Source organism: Streptomyces sp. NPDC002499 (genome assembly GCF_053595415.1).
The window spans coordinates 488916-508928 of record NZ_JBSFXO010000004.1; the positions used below are offsets into that span (position 1 = coordinate 488916).

At 70.7% G+C, this 20013-nt stretch carries 18 protein-coding genes; 7 read left to right on the top strand and 11 right to left on the bottom strand.

What is annotated here, in order from left to right:
- Positions 1-3: 3 nt before the first annotated feature.
- The 6 genes from ACWD5F_RS13225 to ACWD5F_RS13250 form a co-directional block, all read right to left on the bottom strand.
- Positions 4-1059, bottom strand: coding sequence for a hypothetical protein (locus ACWD5F_RS13225; RefSeq protein ID WP_451253862.1), 1056 nt, complete (start codon positions 1057-1059; stop codon positions 4-6).
- A complete protein-coding gene (locus ACWD5F_RS13230; RefSeq protein WP_451253863.1) occupies positions 1056-2048 on the bottom strand; it encodes an SCO2521 family protein in 993 nt (330 codons plus the stop codon). Before ACWD5F_RS13230 ends, ACWD5F_RS13225 begins: the two co-directional genes overlap by 4 nt.
- Before the next feature lies 1 nt (position 2049).
- On the bottom strand, positions 2050-3030 hold the full coding sequence (locus tag ACWD5F_RS13235; protein ID WP_451253865.1) for an SCO2522 family protein: 981 nt from the start codon (positions 3028-3030) through the stop codon (positions 2050-2052).
- Complete coding sequence (locus ACWD5F_RS13240; RefSeq protein WP_401721486.1) at positions 3027-3944, bottom strand: SCO2523 family variant P-loop protein; 918 nt, start codon at positions 3942-3944, stop codon at positions 3027-3029. Before ACWD5F_RS13240 ends, ACWD5F_RS13235 begins: the two co-directional genes overlap by 4 nt.
- A gap of 2 nt (positions 3945-3946) precedes the next feature.
- On the bottom strand, positions 3947-5878 hold the full coding sequence (locus ACWD5F_RS13245; protein WP_451253867.1) for an SCO2524 family protein: 1932 nt from the start codon (positions 5876-5878) through the stop codon (positions 3947-3949).
- Positions 5879-5941: 63 nt separating this feature from the next.
- Positions 5942-6745 carry an SCO2525 family SAM-dependent methyltransferase gene (locus ACWD5F_RS13250; RefSeq protein WP_451253869.1) on the bottom strand — a complete coding sequence of 268 codons (804 nt, stop codon included), beginning with the start codon at positions 6743-6745 and terminating at the stop codon, positions 5942-5944.
- A gap of 221 nt (positions 6746-6966) precedes the next feature.
- Here ACWD5F_RS13250 and ACWD5F_RS13255 point away from each other — a divergent pair, with 221 nt between their 5' ends.
- The gene (locus tag ACWD5F_RS13255) at positions 6967-7446 is read left to right on the top strand and encodes a GNAT family N-acetyltransferase (RefSeq protein ID WP_451253870.1); all 480 of its coding nucleotides are present in this window, start codon (positions 6967-6969) and stop codon (positions 7444-7446) included.
- Here the strand turns inward: ACWD5F_RS13255 and ACWD5F_RS13260 are convergent.
- On the bottom strand, positions 7427-7882 hold the full coding sequence (locus ACWD5F_RS13260) for a protein-tyrosine phosphatase family protein (RefSeq protein ID WP_401720778.1): 456 nt from the start codon (positions 7880-7882) through the stop codon (positions 7427-7429). The two genes, ACWD5F_RS13255 and ACWD5F_RS13260, sit on opposite strands and share 20 nt — an antisense overlap.
- Before the next feature lie 47 nt (positions 7883-7929).
- Positions 7930-8586, bottom strand: a complete 657-nt coding sequence (locus tag ACWD5F_RS13265) for a TetR/AcrR family transcriptional regulator (protein ID WP_451253873.1) — start codon at positions 8584-8586, stop codon at positions 7930-7932.
- A 107-nt stretch (positions 8587-8693) separates the two neighbouring features.
- Here ACWD5F_RS13265 and ACWD5F_RS13270 point away from each other — a divergent pair, with 107 nt between their 5' ends.
- The 6 genes from ACWD5F_RS13270 to ACWD5F_RS13295 all read left to right on the top strand — a co-directional run bounded on the left by ACWD5F_RS13270 (position 8694) and on the right by ACWD5F_RS13295 (position 15868).
- Positions 8694-9143, top strand: a complete 450-nt coding sequence (locus ACWD5F_RS13270) for an ester cyclase (RefSeq protein WP_451253875.1) — start codon at positions 8694-8696, stop codon at positions 9141-9143.
- Between the two features lie 178 nt (positions 9144-9321).
- On the top strand, positions 9322-10911 hold the full coding sequence (locus ACWD5F_RS13275) for an ABC transporter substrate-binding protein (RefSeq protein ID WP_451253877.1): 1590 nt from the start codon (positions 9322-9324) through the stop codon (positions 10909-10911).
- A 4-nt stretch (positions 10912-10915) separates the two neighbouring features.
- The gene (locus ACWD5F_RS13280; RefSeq protein ID WP_451253878.1) at positions 10916-11878 is read left to right on the top strand and encodes an ABC transporter permease; all 963 of its coding nucleotides are present in this window, start codon (positions 10916-10918) and stop codon (positions 11876-11878) included.
- On the top strand, positions 11875-13881 hold the full coding sequence (locus ACWD5F_RS13285; protein WP_451253880.1) for a dipeptide/oligopeptide/nickel ABC transporter permease/ATP-binding protein: 2007 nt from the start codon (positions 11875-11877) through the stop codon (positions 13879-13881). Before ACWD5F_RS13280 ends, ACWD5F_RS13285 begins: the two co-directional genes overlap by 4 nt.
- A gap of 44 nt (positions 13882-13925) precedes the next feature.
- Positions 13926-14942, top strand: a complete 1017-nt coding sequence (locus ACWD5F_RS13290) for an oligopeptide/dipeptide ABC transporter ATP-binding protein (RefSeq protein ID WP_451253882.1) — start codon at positions 13926-13928, stop codon at positions 14940-14942.
- Complete coding sequence (locus tag ACWD5F_RS13295) at positions 14942-15868, top strand: dihydrodipicolinate synthase family protein (protein WP_451253884.1); 927 nt, start codon at positions 14942-14944, stop codon at positions 15866-15868. The genes ACWD5F_RS13290 and ACWD5F_RS13295 overlap by 1 nt, the downstream gene beginning before the upstream one ends.
- A gap of 29 nt (positions 15869-15897) precedes the next feature.
- Here ACWD5F_RS13295 and ACWD5F_RS13300 read toward each other — a convergent pair whose 3' ends face one another.
- The 3 genes from ACWD5F_RS13300 to leuA form a co-directional block, all read right to left on the bottom strand.
- Positions 15898-17079 carry a sialidase family protein gene (locus ACWD5F_RS13300; protein WP_401720801.1) on the bottom strand — a complete coding sequence of 394 codons (1182 nt, stop codon included), beginning with the start codon at positions 17077-17079 and terminating at the stop codon, positions 15898-15900.
- A gap of 215 nt (positions 17080-17294) precedes the next feature.
- Positions 17295-17990 (bottom strand): TerB family tellurite resistance protein, encoded by a 696-nt coding sequence (locus ACWD5F_RS13305; protein WP_401720804.1) that lies wholly within the window; start codon positions 17988-17990, stop codon positions 17295-17297.
- A gap of 183 nt (positions 17991-18173) precedes the next feature.
- Positions 18174-19895, bottom strand: coding sequence for a 2-isopropylmalate synthase (leuA, locus tag ACWD5F_RS13310; RefSeq protein WP_401720807.1), 1722 nt, complete (start codon positions 19893-19895; stop codon positions 18174-18176).
- Positions 19896-20013 lie beyond the last annotated feature (118 nt).

Sequence of the window (20013 nt, forward strand, 5' to 3'; positions counted from 1 at the left end):
GCGTCACTCGTCCGTCGGCGGAATGCCGTGGTGCGGCAGGTTCGTCGTCGCCTCCCACAGGCGAGTGAACTGCCGCATGCGGTGCTCCACATGGGAGGGGCGGGCATTGAGCGTGGTCTTGGCGTTGACGTCCTTGGTGTCCTGGTCGATCTCGTAGGACAGTTCACGGTCGAAGACGATGAAGTCGCTCTTGGTGCCCAGTTGGGCCCAGGGCGGCAGCTCGGAGAAGGCCACCACACGGGCGTCGATCTCCAGGGCGCGCTGGTTGTTGCAGAGTTCCCTGAGTTCGTCGTCGATCTCCTCGGGGACGTTGACGAGGAACAACCGGCGTATCTCCACCTCGCGTTGGACCGCGTCGCTCTGGGCCTCCAGATAGCGGGCGGCGGGCTCGCTGCCCCAGAAGTCGCGGTCCACGGAGGTGCTGGTGGCGTCGAGGCTGTGCTTGATGCAGTGGGTGAGGCCGATGAGCCAGTCCTGGTTCTCGCCCAGGCAGTCCGTGCTGCGGTTGCTCAGGTTCTCCAGGAGGCCCGCGAGCCGTTCGATCTCCTCGCTGGCGAAGGTCTTCACGGTCTCGTTGTTCAACTGGCCGCACTCCGTCGCGCTGCGGGCGAGCTTGACCACCCCGTCCGAGCGCAGCACCGAACGGTCCACGTTGCTGAAGAGTTCGGTCGCCTCGCTGATCCGGGCGAAGCGGTCGTCGACCAGTTCGGTCAGGCCGACGTGGTGACTGGTCAGGTTGTCCTGCACGTCCCTGATCAACTGGGCCTGGCCGGCCTCGATCTGCTCGAGGCGGCGTTCGAAGTCGACCAGGTACTGCACGATCAGGGCCGCCCCGCCGATGACGATGGACGCGGTCAGGTTCCAGACGTCGCCCTGGTCCTGGTCGAGCGTGTTGGTGACCAGGTAGGCGACGAGGAAGACCAGGGCGGTCACGAGGATCTTCACCAGGACCGGCGGGAAACGTAATCCCCTCGGTTCGGGCCGTATCGGCCGGCTGGTCCGGTGCGGTGGGGCGACGGTCGTGGTCGTCGTGGTCGTGGTCACCGGTGCTCCGTTCATGGTGTCTCCCCCGTCGGGACTCGGCGCGGTGCAAGGGTGTTCAGCAGGGCGAGCTGATCCCGGATCCGCTGCGAGATGCTCTGCCACTGCCGGGTGAATCCGGGCTCCTGTTCCAGTACGTCCCACAACGTGCTCAGGGTGCGGTCCCCGCGGGCGCGGGGCATCCACAGGTGCATCAGGTGCTCGACGGCGGGGCGCAGTGCCGTCAGCGCGGTGGGCGCCTCGACCGATCCGAGCCGGCCGTCGAGCAGGCGGACCACGGTGGTGAGCAGCCAGTCGTGCAGCGCGAAGTCCTCGCACAGCCCGGCCACGGCCACCGGCTTCGTCCCGTCGGGCACGGACAGCCGGATGGTGCGCAGGTCGCCCTCGCCGAGGGTGAAGCGCTGGATCGAGGGGCCGGGGTCGACACCGGGTTGGAGGCCGGGCGGGGCGGACAGCGCGGCCCAACGAAGGCGCGTGCGGCGGGACTTCTTGAACGGCACGGCCTGGTCAAGCAGCGGGTGTCGCAGGAGTTCGCGGAGCAGGCCGTCGGCGATCAGGCCGAGGTCCAGTTCGCCCGGGCGTCCGCCGTTCAGGATGCCGTCGGCCGCCTCCTGTTCGGGCAGTCGGCCGAGCGGTTCCACCCAGCCGGGCCGCATCAGGTAGTGGCCCCAGGCGCGACGCCGTTCGGGGCCGTCGGCCGGCGCCCTGAAGTAGGCGGTGGTCTGCAGCACGCGGCCCTCGGTGAGGGTCGCGCGGACCGCGACCGTGCCGACCACGCGCACCTTCGCCCCGTTGGCGGTGGGCAGCGCGCAGTCCACGCCCGTGAGGGTCTCGGGCGAGAGCGCGTAGAGGTTGGGGCGTTCGGAGACGAGGACGCGTTCGTCGGTGCGCAGGCTCAGCAGTGCCGCGGCCGACTCGGCGTCGAGGGGCTGTTGGGACGGCAGGATGCAGGTGAGCACCTCGCCGCAGCTCAGGACCGCGCTCGCCGTGCCGGGCGGGGCCGTCATCTCAGGGCCCCGCGTAGAACACGTACGAGACGCGGTCGGCGACGGAGTCGGGGGTCGACAGGCCCTCGCGGCCGGCGCGTTCGGTCGCCTGGCGCAGGGCTCCGGCGTCCACGTCGGTCTGGTCGAGGACGACCCGCACCGCGTGTTCGACGGACAGGAACCGCGAGGGCAGCACGGACCAGGTGCGGTAGGCGCTGAACGGGGCGGCGGCCGGGTCGAGTCGGAGCAGGGGCGGTAACTCGTCCCAGGCGCCCGGGAATTCGGGCGGGCGTCCGTCTCGCGTGGTCACGTCGAGTGCGGTCAGGACGGGTTCGCCCTCGTTGCGGAGCAGGCCGAGGCGGGCCAGCTGCCAGACCGCGGCGAGGAAGGCGCAGGACCAGACGCGGTTGCCGTCACGGTCCTGGTCCCACAACTCGACGTCGACGAAGACGGAGTGGCGCCGGGCTGCTGTCTCGCTGGGCGGCTGCCAGGGGGCGGCCCTGCGCATGGCCTGGGCGGGGCGGGCGACAGGGGTGCGCTGTCCGTTGGCGAGCCATCCCGACTGGCTGACCGGGGGCCGGGCGCCGTAGCTGCCCGGGGGCGGTGACTCGACCAGGCGGTCCGCGACGGCCTGGGCGACGGGCACCTTGTCGGCGACGGCGCAGGCCGACTCGCGGGCCAGGTAGTCGATGACGAGCCCGGCCCGTCCGGCCTCTTCGAGGATCATCGGGAGCAGGTCGGCCGGGGTGGAGAAGCGGGTGAAGTAGTCGTCTATCAGGAAGCACGTGCTGATCCGCGGGGTGCGGCCCGCGGTCCGGGCGGCGGTGTCGGCGCGTGCCGCGTCCGCCCAGGGTCGTACCCGCTGGAAGTGCTCGCGCAGTCGCGCGGGGCCTCCTTCCAGGTCCTCCAGGTACAAGTGCCCGAGTTCCAGGGAGAGATGGGCCAGCGGCACCGACTGGGTGCGGGGTTCGGCCGCGGTCTCCCGGAAGACGGCCTCCGTCACGGCTGCCCCCAGTGGGTGTCGTCGGTCAGGCGGCGGGCGATCTCCTCCAGCACCTCCAGGGTGTCCGCGGTGGCGATCTGGGTGGAGACGACCTCTTCCTCGGTGATCAGTTGCTCGCGCAGCAGGAGTATCGGCTCCAGCGGTACGGTCCCGAGCACCACGCTGTCCCCGATGCCGAGGTCGGCGGCCAGCCGCCGCAGCTTCTCGTCGTACATCTGCATCCAGGCGGACTGGGCGGGCGGTACGTGGGACCAGAGCGCCGAGTCGGGGTCGGGTACGGCGGCCCGGACGAAGCGGATGGAGCCCTGGAGCGCGTCCTTGTCGTGGCCGCGTTCGGCGCCGCCCTCGATGATGCCGCGCTCCGCGAAGACCAGGCCGGACGCGGCGATGACGTGCTGGCGGGTCCAGCGGTGGAAGACGACCCAGCGGGCGGGCAGGTCGCGCAACTCGCGCTGTGCCGTGGCCTCCAGGACCATGTCCATGGCGTAGCTGCGGCCCGCGCTGAGGTCCACGATGATCACGTCGAACTCGGTGTGCAGGCGCAGCAGCAGGTCCACGCAGCGGCGCAGGGCGTCCTCGTCGGTGGCGAACTCGCCGCCGCCTGCGTCGCCGGGCAGCAGGACGAGGCGGCCCGAGCCATTGGGCCTGCGGCGCAGGACGGGGTGCTCGGTGCGGCGCCAGATGTCGATCCGGACGGGCTCGGCGGCCCGGCCCTCCAGATAGGAGTGCAGTCCGCCGTCGCGGGCGCCGCGCAGGACGTCGGGTACGTCGAAGACGGCCGCGGCGGTGGGCGAGCCGAAGTCGAAGTCGACGTAGACCACGTCGTCCCCGGCCAGCGCGCGGTGGTAGGCGAGGTTGGCGCTGGTGACGGAGCGGCCGGTGCCTCCCTTGTCGGAGGCGGCGAGGACGAGCACGGTCACCCCTCTCCCGCTGCCGCGCCGCGGGCCCGTGCGAGGGTGTCGAGTTCGCCGAGCACGGCCAGCGCGATGGCGCTCGCGGTGCCGGGCTGGGTGGCGACGAGTTCGCCCGCGCGGCGCAGCCGCAGTTCGATGGTCCGCAGCGACTTCGCCCAGTCGCTCTCGGTGGGCCCGGCGGAGCCGACCGCCGACTGCATCTCCTCCTTGCCGAAGCGGTGGTTGGCCTCGCTGAGCAAGTCGGTCGCCAGGAGCGCGAGTTGGGGGCTGCGGATCGGTTCGCGGGTGTAGAAGTTGTACGCGACGACCATGCACTCGGTGAGGCGTTCGGTGATGCTCCAGGACAGCGGGCCCTCGCGTTTGGGCGCGGTCGAGTAGACGGCGTTCACGTCGTCCCAGAGGTCGACGCCCTCGCCGTCCTCGATGCGCCGTTGCCACAGGTGGTCGAAGGTCTCGTCGGCGAGGCGCAACAGTCGGTCCTGGGTGGCGGTACTGCGGGAGAGTCCGGCCAACTGGACGGTCCTCTTGAGGAGTTGGGCCGAGAAATCGGTGACCGTCCACTGCAGGGGCGGGCCGAGCCGCTCGCTGCCCTGGAGGGGCAGGGTGACGCCGGGGCTGTGCAGGCGCAGGGCCTGGTCGTCGCGGGTCAACGGGCTGGTGATGCGGCCGCGTTCGGCGAGGCGCTCCATGACGTCGACGGTGCGGGCGAGGTCCTCGTCGCCCGCGCGGCGGCGCACCAGGTCGTGGACGACGATCGCGGCGACGGAGAGCGAGAAGTACTCGGACTCCAGCCGCTGGCCGGTGACCCGCCAGGGGATGTCCTCCAACGGCCAGCGCTCGTCGCTGAACCGGGCGATCTCCGACCAGTACTGCTGGGTCACCGTCCAGCGCAGGCGCAGCGCCTCGGCGAGCGTCTGCTGCTCCTCGTTGAGCAGCCCGAGGGTGAGGGTGCGGTCCGAGGAGAGGTCCTGGATGCCGTCGAGGGCCACGACGGTGAAGTAGAGGTAGGGCACGGGGTCGGCGACACCGTCGGCCTGGGCCCCGACCGGCTTGGCGGGTTCGGGATCGGCACCTGTGCCGGTGTCGGCAGCGGTCCCGGTGCTGGTCCTCCCGGTGCCGGTCCCGCCGCTCAGGGGGACCTCCGGCGCGCTCTTCACCACGCCCCACGCCCAGCCGCATTCGAAGAGCATGCTCTCGTTCTTCAGGGCGTCCTCGGTGTCGCTGATGCCCAGCGTGATGCGGTTGGCGATGGTGGCACGCAGCGGCTTGAAGCGCTCCCGGAACTGCTGGAGCACAGCCCGTTCGGTCAGCCGCGGCTGGCCGAGGTTGCGGCACAGCCGCCGGCCCTGGGTGGTGTCGGCGTCGAAGACGTTGACGGTGAAGGACCGCAGCAGGCCGACCATGGCAGCGGTGAGCCGCTCGCTGGTGGCCGCCCTGAGCGCGACGACCTCGGCGCGCAGGTCGGAACGGAGCGTGGTGCGGGCGAACTTGTCGAGGAAGCCGAGGGTGGCCAGGCACAGCGTCACGGACATGCTGAAGGAGTCGACGACACCGAGTTCCCGCTGCTCCGGCGTGACCTCCTGCAGCGGATCCTCGGCGGAGAAGTAGTAGTCGCCGGCGAAGGTGGGGCTGCCGTCGGCGGTGGAGTGCCGGTGCATGAACTCGCTGAGGGCCCGGACCAGGGCGGCCGGGATCTCCATCCGGCCGCCGGCCGGTCTGAGGTCGCGCAGGACGTCCTTCTGCGTGGTGTCGGGCTCGTCGAGCCGGAATTCGGGGATCTCCGTGGCGGGGTACATCAGGCACAGCAGGCGCTCGGCGTCGGCGACGCTGCTGAGCCGCCCCCAGTCCCCCCAGTCCCACCGGCCGTCGGCGAAGGAATGGCGGGCAATCGCCTGCCAGATCTGAAGCAGATGTACACGCGGCTTGATCTGCATCCGCCGTCCCCCTCGCCCAGGTCGTGCCGTCCGCCGCCCGATCGGAATCCGCGAATCCGGAATTCAGGAAATACGGTCCCGCTGACCGCAGGCCAGAATGATTCCCGTGTGCCCCGGACGCACCAAATGACTCGATTCTCCCAGGCGCCGTGTCTCCACTTTCTGCGCGAAGTCCCGGAAGCTTTCCTTCACCTGTGTCTCGTCCACGTTGCACGCCGGGTAATGCCGGTCGCCCACGTCATACCCTCTCGATCCCTCCATGAACGCGGCCGCGAAAGGCGCTCCGGGCTCCAGCGCCTCCATGAAGCACGCGACTCCGCGCCGGAACTCCTCGTGCGAGGTGGAGATGGATTCGGCCACGAAGAACATCGTTCCGATCTGCCAACGGCGTGGATCACGACGCAGACCGAAGAATTTTCGTCGCTCCATGGCGAACAGATTGCCCTTCTCGACCTGGACCGTGGCCCGGAATCTCTCCCTCAGACCGGCGTCGATCGCCTGGTAGCGGGGATCTTCGCGCAGCACTTTCCAGAAGCTGTCCCAGCTCTCGGCGAAGTTCTGCCGCTGGCCGCGCAGATAGCCGACGTTCTTGCGCGCCCGCTCCAGCAGGGTGATCTCCTTGCACCACGGGAGCATGGACAGCGCCGGATAGAGATTGGCTCCCGCACCGATGTCAATACCACGAATCGGCCGATCGAAATGTTCACGGAAGTGGTTACTGAAGTGCTCCCGTACGAAAGTGAGGATCTCCGCGTCCGCGTCCAGAAGATCGCGGTAGTTCTGATCGACATACGCCCGGGGGTCGAATTCGTCCCATGGCGCGTCGTCATTGAGCACGTCGGAGTCCGTCTGAACTCTGGAGGTCATGCCTGAGGATACCTCGCCGGGCACAACTCGCGGCAACTACAAGGACGTTACGCCAAATCGGCGACGTACTACAAGAACTCCTGAGTGGTCAGATCGACAAAGGGATTTGGTCCTGAACAGCACTTGAGCACGCCGAAGATTCACAGCCATGCTGATCGGAACCCAGGTCCTAATTCACTCGTAAGTGGTCAACGTGCCCCGGACCTTCACCAGGAGGTGGCATGACTGCTCTGCCCGCACGCCCCTCGACCCGACAGCTGCGACTGCGCGGAGTCGACGAGGCGGACCTCGCCGCGCTGGCCCATCTGGACCGGGAGGCCTTCCCCGACGAGCCCTACCCCTACTTCGTGCTGCGCCAGTTGTACGACGTGTACCCGAGGCACCTGCTGGTCCTCGACGACGGCACCGAGCTGAAGGGGTACGTCCTCGTGGGCACGCCCCCGGACGCCACCCGGAGCTGGATCCTGGGGCTCGGCATCACCCGGGACGAGCGCGGCCGCGGTCACGGCCGGCGGCTGATGCTGGAGGTGCTGCGCCGATTACGGTCCGACCGGGTGCGCGAGGTGTGCCTCACCGTGGACCCCGCCAACCTCGCGGCGATCGACCTCTACGCGTCCCTGGGCTTCACCGCCGAACAGGACGTCCGCGTCGACTACTTCGGACCGGGGGCCGACCGCGTGATCATGCGCCTGACCCTGTGACGGGCCCCGCGAACCCCCGCACGTACCGCTTCTGCCACGGCGTCTCCACCGCCCGCCGGTCGTAGTGCGCCCGCACGTACGCGACCGCCTCCCCGGCCGGTACGCCGTCCAGCACCGCCAGACAGGCCAGCGCCGTCCCCGTACGCCCCCGCCCGCCACCACAGGCGACCTCGACCCGCTCGTCCCCCGCCCGCTCCCAGACCTCGACGAGCGCCGCGCGGGCGTCCACCCGGTCGACGGGCAGTCGAAAATCGGGCCAGCGCAGCCACCGTGACTCCCAGGGGACGACCGCCGGCCGCCGACCGAGGAGATAGAGGGCGTACGAGGGTGTCGGCGCCGCCGGATCCAGCGGGTGGCGCAGACCTCGGCCCCGGATCAGTCGCCCCGACGGCAGCCGGAGCACCCCGGCGTCGTGCTCGTCCCACAGCTCACCCATGCGGACCCCCTCGGTTCCCGTCCCGGCGCTCGCCCGCGCGAGCCGCCTCACCGCTCCGCGGCCTCCCGCTGAACCGCCTCCAGCAGGGCCCGGGCCGCCCATCGCATCACGTCCTTGGACTCCTCGGGGTCCAGTCCGCAGACATCGCGGGTGGAGACGAGTGCCTCGACGCCGTAGACCATCGTCGCGGCCATGGTCAGGCGGCGGTGCAGGTCGGGCGGGAGGGTGTCGGCGAGGGGTTCCAGGGCGGCGCGGGTGAGGTCGAAGCGGAGGCGGTTGCGGGTGGGGACCGCCTCGGTGTCGGTGTTCGCGCCGGCGCCCGTACCCGGGTCGGCGGCGGGGTCCGTCCAGCGCTCCAGGGCGGCCCGCAGCACCGCCCGCCACACCGCCTCGTCGCCCAGTTGCAGATCGGCGGTGCGGGAGACGACCAGGTCGAGACGTTCGGCCGGGTCGTCGGGCAGATCGGCGAGGGCCTCGAAGCCGCGGGCGACGGTCTGCGTCTCGCGCAGCAGGTCCTGCGGGTTGGAGAAGTAGCGGTAGGCCGTGGCCACCGAGACCTGGGCCTTGTGCGCGGCGTCGGCGACCGTGACCGGTCTGCCCTCGCGCACCAGCTCGACCGCGGCGTCGACCAGCGCACGCCGGGTGCGCAGCTTCTGGTTGCGGCGCCCGTCGAGCCCGCGCACCTCCGCGCCCTCATCGGTCATGAGATGTCCCTCTTGTCATGAGAATGTATTCTCATTATGGTAGCAGCGTCTCACCAACGGGGGCCGCGCACCCCAGAGTGCGCGGCACGAACGAGAGGGAGTGCCCCATGGGCGCCATGACACCCGCCGAAATGGAAGCGCTGATCGAGACCCACATGGAGGCCGAGCGGATCGGGGACGCGGAGCTCGCGGTCTCCATGTACAGCGAGGACATCGAGCACGACGCGGTCGGCTGGCCGGGCGGTCCGGCCTACGGGATTCCGGCGGCCCGGGAGCGTTATCTGCAGCTGCTGAAGGACTTCCGCTCCGAGAAGGACGAGCGCACCCACACGTACTACTCGGAGAACGGCGCGACCGTCGAGGACCTGATCACCGGCGTGGTCCCCGGCTCCCTGCTGGGGATCCCCGGCAACAACCGGCGCGTGACCTTCCGGATGCTGCACGTCTTCGAGTTCAAGGACGGAAAGATCGCCCGCGAGAACGTGTGGCTGGACGGGGCGGCGATCGCCGCCCAGCTCACCGCACCCGAGCAGGCGTCCGAGCAGACACCCCGGTAGGTATCGCCCCGACCTGACCGGTCATCAACTCCAGCCATTTCAAAGCGCCATTGGTCCGACCTGTGACGGATACGCCCATTAGTGTGCGATGTCTTGACCGTCCCCAGGACCCCACCTATGGTCGCGCTGACGTCAGGACGTAGGACGTCGTATCTCCTCATCCTCGGCTGGAGGAACCGTGCACCGCCGGACCTTCCTGAAGCACACCGGCGCGGTGGGCGCGGCCGCTGCCCTGTCGTCGTCCCTGGCGGCCTGCGGGCCGGAGTCGACCAATGACACCGGGGGCGGCGGCAAGGACCGGGCACTGACCGCGGTGATCGGGTACGGGAACGACGGCAGCTGGGATCCCACGCAGACGGCGTCGGCATTCTCCATGGCCGCCAACAACCACATCTACGAAGGGCTCCTGGACACCGACCCGATCACCCGGGTGCCCTATCCGGCGCTCGGCACCGAGGTGCCGAACGACCCGGACGCCACCTCCTGGCGGTTCGCACTGCGCGAGGGCGCCACCTTCCACGACGGCGAGCCGGTCACCGCCGACGACGTGGTGTTCGTGTTCGACCGGATCCTCGACCCCGGGACGCAGACCCTGGCCAAGGGCTTCTTCGCGAGCTGGCTGAAGGAGGTCCGGAAGGTCGACGCGCGCACGGTCGAGCTGGTGCTCAAGTTCCCTTTCCCGGACGGGCTTTCGCGGCTCACGCTGGCCAAGGTCATGCCCAGGCACGTGTTCTCGCGGCCCGGCGGCTGGGACGACGCGATCCGGGGTCTGGCGGTCGGCTCGGGACCGTACCGGCAGACCGCGCACCACCCGAAGGCCAACACCACCTTCGCCGCCTTCGAGGCCTACAACGGCCCGCGCCGGCCGGCCTTCCACAAGATGAACTGGCTGACGATCGTCGACGCGGCCTCCCGCGTGGCCCGGGTCTCCGGCGCGAGCGCGGGCGCGCAGATCTCCGACAACATCCCGTACGCCAACATCGCCCGGCTCCGGGACGGCGGGATGACGGTCGCGGGCGGGGCCGGGATGAACAACCTGTTCCTGATGTTCAACACCCGGCACAAACCCTTCGACGACGTGCGGGTGCGGCAGGCGCTGCGCTACGCGATCGACACCGACACGATCGTCCAGGTGGCGCTGAAGGGACACGGGAAGCCGTCCTCGTCGTTCCTGAACGAGGGCAACCCCGCCTACCGGCCGGCGAAGACCGTCTACCGCCACGACCCCGCGAAGGCGAAGGCGCTGCTGAAGGCCGCCGGGGTCAGCGGGCTGAAGGTCGACATCCTCGCGGTGAACCTGAGTTGGATCGTCGACTGCCTACCGACCATCAAGGCGTCCTGGGACGCGATCGGCGTGCAGACGACTCTCTCCCCGCAGGAGACCACCGCCGTCTTCACCAAGCTGGACCAGAAGCAGGACTACCAGGTCGTGGCCGCCGCCTCGAACCCCAACCAGTTCGGCCTCGACGCCGACCTGATCATGCACTACAACTACGGCCCGCAGAACCTCTGGATGGGCTACGCCCGCTGGGCCGAACACCCGGTCGCCAAGCGGCTGTTCAGGGACATGGACCTGGCCACCCGGGAGTCCGACCCGGCGCGGAAGAAGACGATGATCCAGGACTACGTCGACGTCGTCGCCGAACAGGCCGTGCTCTACCCGGTCGTCCACAACGAGTTGATGACCGCCTGGGACCCGCACGAGCTCACCGGCATAAAGCCGCAGCCCTACCCGGGCGTCAACTTCCTCCAGGCGAAGTGGGTCTGACGTCATGACAGCTGTCGTACGGATCCTGGTCCGGCGCATCGCGCTGCTCGTGCCGCTGATGCTCGGCATCGTCCTGTTCGTGTTCCTGGTGATGCGCTTCTCGGACGTCGACCCGGCGTCCGCGTTCTTCCAGGGCGCGAACCCCACCCCGCAGCAGCTGCACGACTTCCGCGAGCGCAGCGGCCTGCTCGACCCGCTGCCCGTGCGCTACGTCGACTTCGTGGGCGACCTGATCCACGGCGACCTGGGCACCAGCACCCTGACCCGCGCGCCGGTGCTCGACCAGGTCACCACCGCGCTGCCGCTCACCCTCCAACTGACCTTCCTGGGCCTGGGTATCGCGGTCGTGCTGTCGCTCCTGGGCGGGGTGACCGCGGCGATCTACCGCGACCGGCTGCCGGACCAGATCGTCCGCGTCGTGTCGCTGACCGGCGTCGCGGCCCCCGGCTTCCTGCTGGCGCTGCTGATGATCCAGTACCTGGCCGTGGACCGGGGCTGGTTCCCGGCCGGCGGCTACATCAACCCGGCGGACTCCGTCACCGGCTGGCTCAAGACGATGGCGCTCCCGGCGCTGGCGCTCTCGCTGCCGGTGGCGGCCCAACTCACCCGGATCGTACGGACGTCGGTGGTGGAGGAGCTGGACAAGGACTACGTCCGCACGGCGATCGGCAGCGGGCTGCCGCCGCATGTCGTGGTCGGCCGCAACGTGCTGCGCAACGCCCTGATGAACCCGCTGACCGTGCTCGGTCTGCGGGTCGGCTATCTGCTGGGCGGCGCGGTCGTCATCGAGACGATCTTCGCGCTGCCCGGCATGGGCAAGCTGATGATCGACGCCGTCCAGAACGGCGACCCGGCCGTCGTGCAGGGCGTGGTGATCACGACCGCGATCGGCTTGGTCGTCGTGAACCTCGTCATCGACGTCCTGTATCTGCTGGTCAACCCGCGACTGAGGGATGCGGCCACATGAACACCCCGTTCACGCGCAAAGGCCTGGCCGACGCGCTCTCCCGGCCCGGCGTCCGGCTGCGCGGCTGGCGCCGGCTGCCGCCGCTGTCGAAGGTCGCCGTCTGCTTCCTGGCGGTCGTCGTCCTGGTGGCGCTGTTCGCCCCGCTGCTCGCGCCCGACGACCCGCTCGCCCAGCAGGCCCCGGTCGACGGCACCGGACACCCGTCCGCCGCACACTGGCTGGGCCAGGACAGCCTCGGCCGGGACCTGCTGAGCCGGCTGATGTACGGGGCCCGCTGGTCGCTGGCGATCGGCCTGGGCGCCACCGCGCTCGCCCTCGTCGTGGGTGCCGTGCTCGGCGCGGTCGCGGCGACCTCGCGCCGGGGCGTCGACGAGACGCTGATGCGCTGTCTGGACGTGGTGATGGCGTTCCCGGGCATCGCGCTGGCGGCCGTCCTGGTGGCCGTGTTCGGCGGTGGCATCACCGTACTGATCTGCGCGATCGCGTTCCTGTTCACCCCGCCGGTGGCGCGGGTCGTGCGGGCGAACGTGCTGGACCAGTACGGCGAGGACTACGTGACCGCGGAGCGGGTGATCGGCGCGCGGACCCCGCACATCGTGCTGCGGCACGTGGCGGTCAACTGCGCCGCCCCCGTGCTGGTGTTCTGCACGGTCCAGGTCGCCGAGGCGATCGTCTTCGAGGCCTCGCTGTCCTTCATCGGCGCGGGCGTGCGGCCCCCGGACCCCTCCTGGGGCAGCGTCATCGCGGACGGCAAGAACATGGTGCTGACCGGCGGTTGGTGGGCGACGGTCTTCCCCGGGCTGCTGATGCTGATCACCGTCCTGTCGCTGAACGTCCTGTCCGAGGGCGTGTCCGACGCGTGGGCGGCGCCCTCGGCGCGCGAGGCGACGACACCCGCCCCGGCCGGGAACGCAGACACGGCCGCGGACAAGGACCGCCTCGAGACCGCCGAGCCCGGCACCGGCGAGGTGCTGGAGCTACCCGGTCTGGCCGCGGCGGCCCAGCGCCTGCGCTCCCGCGCCCGGCCGCTCCCCCAGGGGCAGTTGCCGATACTGGCCGTCGAGAACCTCGCCGTCGGCTTCGAGGGCCGGCACCACGGCGTGGACATCGTCGACGGCATCAGCTTCGAGGTGCAGCCCGGCGAAGTCCTGGGTCTGGTCGGCGAGTCGGGCTGCGGCAAGTCGCTCACCGCGCTCACCATCATGGGCCTGGAGCCCAAGGGCGCCCGCGTCCGCGGCCAAGTCCGCTTCGAGCAGCGGGATCTGCTGGCCGAGCCGATGCGCGTACGCCGCCGCCTGCTCGGCCACGAGATGGCGATGATCTACCAGGACGCCCTCTCCTCCCTCAACCCCGCGATGACGATCCGCGCCCAGCTCAAGCAGGTCGTCCGCCGCGGCGGTCACCGCAGTCCCGCCGAACTCCTCGGCCTGGTCGGCCTCGACCCCGACCGCACCCTGCGCAGCTACCCGCACGAACTCTCCGGCGGCCAGCGCCAGCGCGTCCTGATCGCCATGGCCCTGTCCCGCGACCCGAAACTCATCGTCGCCGACGAGCCGACCACCGCGCTCGACGTCACCGTGCAGGCGCAGGTGATGCAGCTGCTGCTGCGCCTGCGCGAGGAGTTGGGCTTCGCGCTGATCCTCGTCTCGCACGACCTGGCGCTCGTCGCGGACGTCACCGACCGGGTGGTGGTGATATACGGCGGACAGATCGTGGAGACGGGCGTGACCGCCGACCTGGTGGAGGCACCGGCCCACCACTACACGCGCGGCCTGCTCGGCAGCGTGCTCTCGCTGGAGTCGGCGGCCGAACGCCTCACCCAGATCAAGGGCGTCGTCCCCTCCCCCGCCGACTTCCCCGCCGGCTGCCGCTTCGCCGACCGCTGCCCCCTGGCGAGCGACCTGTGCCGCACCACCCGCCCCGACCTGCTGGGCCCCCCGACCCACACCACGGCCTGCCACCACCCGGCCCCCGAACCGACCCCGGCGGAGGCTCTGGCGTGAACCACACCCCCGCCGATCAGACGCACGACGCCGGAGGCCCCCCAGTGAACGCGATCGTCGAGCTGTCCGACGCCCACGTGGTGCACAAGGCCCGCAGCGGCGGGCTCTTCACCCGGGACCGGGTCTACGCCCTGACCGGTGCCGATCTGTCCGTCGCGCCCGGCGAGACGGTCGGTGTGGTCGGGGAGTCCGGGTGCGGCAAGTCGACGCTGGCCAAGGTGCTGGTGGGGGTGGAGCGGCCGACGGCCGGGTCGGTGGCCTTCCGGGGGCGGGACCTGTGGTCGATGCCGGACGGCGAGCGCCGGGCGGCGATCGGGTCCGGCGTCGGCATGATCTTCCAGGACCCCTCGACCGCCCTGAACCGCCGGCTGCCGATCCGGCAGATCCTGCGCGACCCGCTGGACGTGCACGAGCGCGGCACGAAGGCCCAACGGGAGGCGCGGGTAAGGGAGTTGATGGGCCTGGTCGGTCTGCCCCGGTCCGTCGCCGACGCGCTGCCCGGCCAGCTCTCCGGCGGCCAGCGCCAACGCGTCGCGATCGCCCGGGCGCTGGCCCTGGACCCCGACCTGGTGGTGGCCGACGAGCCGACCAGCGCCCTGGACGTGTCGGTGCGCGCCCAGATCCTCAACCTCCTGCTGGACCTGCGCGAACGCCTGGGCCTGGCCCTGGTGTTCGTCTCGCACGACATCCAGACGGTACGGCGGATGAGCGACCGCGTGATCACCATGTACCTCGGCCGGATCGTCGAGGAGGCCCCGGCCGCCGACGTCACCGACCGCGCCCGGCACCCGTACACCCGCGCGCTCTTCTCGGCCACGCCCGGACTGCTCGACCCCGTCGACCCGATCCCGCTGACCGGCCCGGTCCCCTCGGCCACCCGGCCGCCGAGCGGCTGCCCCTTCCGCACCCGCTGCTGGAAGGCCGACGAGGAGTGCATGTCCAAAATGCCGGAATTCTCGGCCGCGTCGGAGGCCGGACACCGCTACCGCTGCCACCATCCTGTGGAGGAGGACCAGTCGACCCGCGATCTCGTGCGGCAGAACCACCCCAGGGAGCCTTGATGACCTTCCCCACCCCGCTCACCGGTGTCGTCCCGCCCGTCTGCACCCCCCTGACACCGGACGGCGAGGTGGACATCCCCTCCCTGCTCAGGCTGGTCGACCATCTGGTCGGCGGCGGGGTGGACGCGCTCTTCGTGCTCGGCTCCTCCTCGGAGGCGGCCTACCTGACCGACCGGCGGCGCAGACAGGTCGTCGAGTCGGTGGTGGGCCACGTGGGCGGGCAGCTCCCGGTCCTCGCCGGCGTCATCGACATGACCACCCCGAGGGTCCTCGACCACGTCGAGTCCGTCACCGCGGCCGGCGCGGACGCCGTGGTCGTGACGGCGCCGTACTACACGAGCACGCACCCCGCCGAGATCGCCCGCCACTTCCGGCTGATCGCCGCCGCGAGTCCGGTACCGGTCGTCGCCTACGACATCCCCGTCGCCGTCCACAGCAAGCTGCCCGCGGACCTGGTCCTGGAGCTGGCCGCCGACGGCACGCTGGCCGGGCTCAAGGACTCCAGCGGCGACCTGGCCGGCTTCCGCGAGGTCGTCACCGGCGCCCGCGCCCTCACCGGTTTCAGCGTCCTGACCGGCTCCGAACTGTTCGTCGACTCCGCCCTCGCACTCGGCGCCCACGGCGCCGTCCCCGGCCTCGCCAACGTCGACCCGCACGGCTACGTCCGCCTCCACCGGGCCTGCCAGGCCCGCGACTGGGACCGCGCCCGCGCCGAACAGGACCGCCTGTGCGCCCTGTTCCACCTGGTCGGCGCCGGCGACCGGGCCCGGATGGGCGGCAGCTCCTCGGCCCTCGGCGCCTTCAAGGCGGCGCTGCACCTGCGCGGGATCATCGACTGCCCGGCGACGGCGGAGCCCCAGGTACCGCTGTCGCCGGAGGAGGTACGCCGGGTGGGCAAGTTCCTGGCGGCGGCCGGACTGCTGTAGCGCCCAGCTGCCGAGAGGTCCCGGGTCGCTCAGAGGCTGTCGGTCGGCAGCCGGCGGAACTCGATCGTCTCGTACGTACCCGCCACACCCGTCTCGTACAGCAGCCCGACCGTCTCCCAGCCGAGCCGCACCAGGTCGGAGTAGGCGGCCCGCTGGGTCGACAGGGTCAGCGCCTTGGTGAAGGTCGCGCCGCCGTCCGTGCTGCGCCAGATCGCCATCGCCTGGCGGGCGGTGGGCACGGACGGGCCGGAGAAGAGCAACGGGGCGCCCGGCTCGGGGAGTTGGAGGACACTGCCCTGGACGGCCGGCACATCGCCGAGGGTGGGCTGCTGGCGGTAGGGGCGGTCGAGGGTCTGGCCGGCGTCGGAGGAGTAGCTGTCGAGCCGGTTGCCCTTGCTGCTGCCGCCCTCGTCGCGGGAGCTGAAGTAGAGCCTGCCGTCCGGGAGTTCGGTGACGCTGGTCTCGTTGGCGTTGTCGTAGCCCTCGTACGAGGAGTCGACGAAGCCGATGTGCCAGGTGGTGCCGCCGTCGTCGCTGTAGATCGCGTGGCCGCCGTAGTACTTGCGCTCCTGACCGGTGTCCGTGGAGCCCTCGGGCGGGGCGGCGGAGTGGTTGGCGGGGACGACGAGACGGCCGGCGTGCGGGCCGCTGGCGAGGGCGACGGCGTGGCCGGGCCCGGTGGCGTACCAGCGCCAGTTCGGCTCCTTGACCTGGGCCGTGATGTCGACCGGCGCGGAGAAGGTGCGGCCGTCGTCCCAGCTGCGCTGCACGAACACCCGGCGGCTCTGCTCGGGCGTCACCTCGCCCCGCATGATCTGCGGCTCGGTGACCAGGCCGCTGTTGTAGGACGTCACCAGGACGACGGCGCCGGTGAGCGGGTCGAGCACCGGCGCCGGGTTGCCGCGGGTGTCCCCGTCCCCCTCGGTGACGACCTGGAGCGAGCCCCAGGTGCAGCCGCCGTCGGCGGAGCGCTTGAGAACGACGTCGATGTTGCCGGTGTCGGACGCGCCGGTGCGCCGTCCCTCGGCGAAGGCGAGCACCGTGCCCCGCCCGGTGGTGACCGCCGCCGGGATCCGGTACGTGTCGTAGCCGCCCTGCCCCGAGACGTACGGCACGGAGGACGTACAGCCGGCCGCGGAGGCGTGCGGGGTCGCGGTGAGGGGGGCCGCGAGGACCGCGGCGACGACAAGGGTGCGGCTCAGGATGGTCATCGATCTCCCTAGGGCCGTGCGACTCTGACCTTCCGTCACATGCTCCCCGGTGTCGGCGATCTCGACCTGCGCGCGCTCGCGCGACTACACCCGCGTCGATGCCTGCGGAATCCCCACGGTCCGCCCTGGGAACGGCGGGGCGACGCCCTCGACGACCGTACGAACGGCGTCGGGCGGTTCGCCCGGACGGGTGTCTCCCACTCCCCCGGAATGCGTCAGGACGGCGTGCGCGCCGACTCCAGGAGCCGGGTCACATCGTCCGCGCAGATCGTCAGGGCCCCGCCCACCGTCGTGAGGACCTCGCGCTCGGCCGGGGTGTAGGGACCGTCCGCGAGGGCGATGCGGGCACCCTGCAGCAGGATCGATTCGCGGCCCACCGGAGCGAGGTGCGGGGCGAGCGGGTCGAGGGCCTCGTGCAGCTCTATGGCGAGTCCGGCACCGCACGGCTGGCCGTAGACCCGGCCGGTGTCGGCGGCCAGCGCCTCCACGAGCGCGTTCAGCTGCTCCTGCGTGCAGTCGTCGAAGCCGGCCGCGCGGACCGTCCCGGCGGCGGCCTCCAGGGCCGTACGGGAGCAGCTGCCGCTCGCGGCGAGGACCGCCAGGGCGACGGTGTGCACGGCGTCGCGGAGCATCGCGGAGAAACGGGTGGTGGTCGGGTGATCGAGGGCGTCCGTGCCGAAGTGGCGGCGGCAGGCGCCGCACTCCACGACCGGCCCGGTCTCACCGCGCGGCAGCACCGGCACACCCAGCAGGATGAAGCGGCGGCGGCCGGTCAGCCGCTGGTAGTTGCGGTCGCCCCCGCAGCCGGGGCAGAAGAACTCCCCGTCGCCGACGGGTGTCCACGCGGTGCGCGTGCCCAGGATCCGGGCAAGCCGGGAAGCACGGCCGTCTCGTCCCCGTACTGGCAGCACGTCGCACCTCCGTAATGCCGCGGCAACATCGCCGCACCTGCGTGATGTTAGCCACATAGATGAGGCGTAGTCATCACCCCGGAAGAGACCTTTCCGTGACCTCCACGTCCGGGTGGCCGAAAAAAGCGGGGCCTTGATCGCCGTATACGACGATCAAGGCCCCGAAACCGCCGGTCAGAGTGACTATCGGGTCGCGCGGTTGACGGCGGACACGACGGCCTTCAGTGACGCACGCGTCGTGTTCGCGTCGATCCCGATTCCCCACAGAACCTTGTCGCCGATCGCGCACTCGATGTAGGAGGCGGCCTGGGCGGAGGCGCCCTCGGCCAGCGTGTGCTCCTGGTAGTCCAGCAGGCGTACGTCGACGCCGACGGACTGGAGGGCGTCGAAGAAGGCCGAGATCGGACCGTTGCCGCTACCGGTCAGGACGGTGTCCTCGCCGTCGACGGTCGCCTCGACGGTGAGCGTGTCCACCCCGTCCGTGTCCGTCGTCGACTGGCCGGTGCGGACCTGGATGCGGCCCCAGGGGTTCTCCGGGTTCGGCAGGTACTCGTCCTGGAACACCGCCCAGATGGCACCGCCGGTGACCTCGCCGCCCTCGGCGTCCGTCTTGGCCTGGATGAGCTTCGAGAACTCGATCTGCATCCGGCGCGGCAGGTCCAGCTTGTGGTCGTTCTTCAGGACGTACGCGATCCCGCCCTTGCCGGACTGCGAGTTGACCCGGATGACGGCCTCGTAGGAGCGCCCCACGTCCTTCGGGTCGATCGGCAGATAGGGCACGGCCCACTCGATGTCGTCGACCGTGACGCCCTTCGCGGCCGCGTCGGCCTCCATGGCGTCGAAGCCCTTCTTGATGGCGTCCTGGTGGGAGCCGGAGAAGGACGTGTAGACCAGGTCGCCCACGTACGGGTGGCGCGGGTGGACCTCCATCTGGTTGCAGTACTCCCACGTACGACGGATCTCGTCGATGTCGGAGAAGTCGATCTGCGGGTCGACGCCCTGCGAGAACAGGTTCATGCCCAGGGTGACCAGGTCGACGTTGCCGGTGCGCTCGCCCTGGCCGAACAGACAGCCCTCGACGCGGTCGGCGCCGGCCATCAGCGCCAGCTCGGCCGCCGCCACCGCCGTACCGCGGTCGTTGTGCGGGTGGATGGAGATGCAGACGTGCTCGCGGCGGGACAGGTTGCGGCCCATCCACTCGAAGCGGTCCGCGTGCGTGGACGGCGTCGAACGCTCCACCGTGGCAGGCAGGTTGAGGATGATCTCGCGACCCGGACCCGGCTGGTAGACGTCCATCACCGCCTCGCAGACCTCCAGCGCGAAGTCCAGCTCGGTGTCGGTGAAGATCTCCGGCGAGTACTGGTACCCGAACTCGGTCTCGGGGCCCAGCAGTTTCTCGGCGTACTCCATCACCAGCCGCGTCCCGTCGACGGCGATCTGCTTGATGTCGTCCTTGGACCCACGGAAGACCACACGCCGGAAGACGGGCGCGGTCGCGTTGTACAGATGCACGGTCGCCCGCTTGGCACCCTTCAGCGACTCCACGGTCCGCTCGATCAGATCCTCACGCGCCTGGGTCAGCACGGAGATCGTCACGTCGTCCGGAATCGCGCCCTCTTCCTCGATGATCGAGCGCACGAAGTCGAAGTCGGTCTGACCGGAGGCCGGGAACCCGACCTCGATCTCCTTGTAGCCCATCGACACCAGCTGGTCGAACATCCGGCGCTTGCGCTCGGGCGACATCGGGTCGATCAGGGCCTGGTTGCCGTCACGCAGGTCGGTGGAGAGCCAGCGGGGGGCGGCGGTGATGCGCTTGCCGGGCCACGTGCGGTCCGGAATGTCGACCTGCTCGTACTGGCCGTACTTGTGGATCGGCATACGGCTGGGCTGCTGGCGATTCACCATGATCGGGGAGCTCCTCAGGATGTCCGGAAGGACGGCCGACGACGCAACGCCAAGCTCCGCGGGGAGGGAGTCGACCTGTCTTACAGGCCCTCGCCGCGGCAGCTAAGAAGGAGCAGCC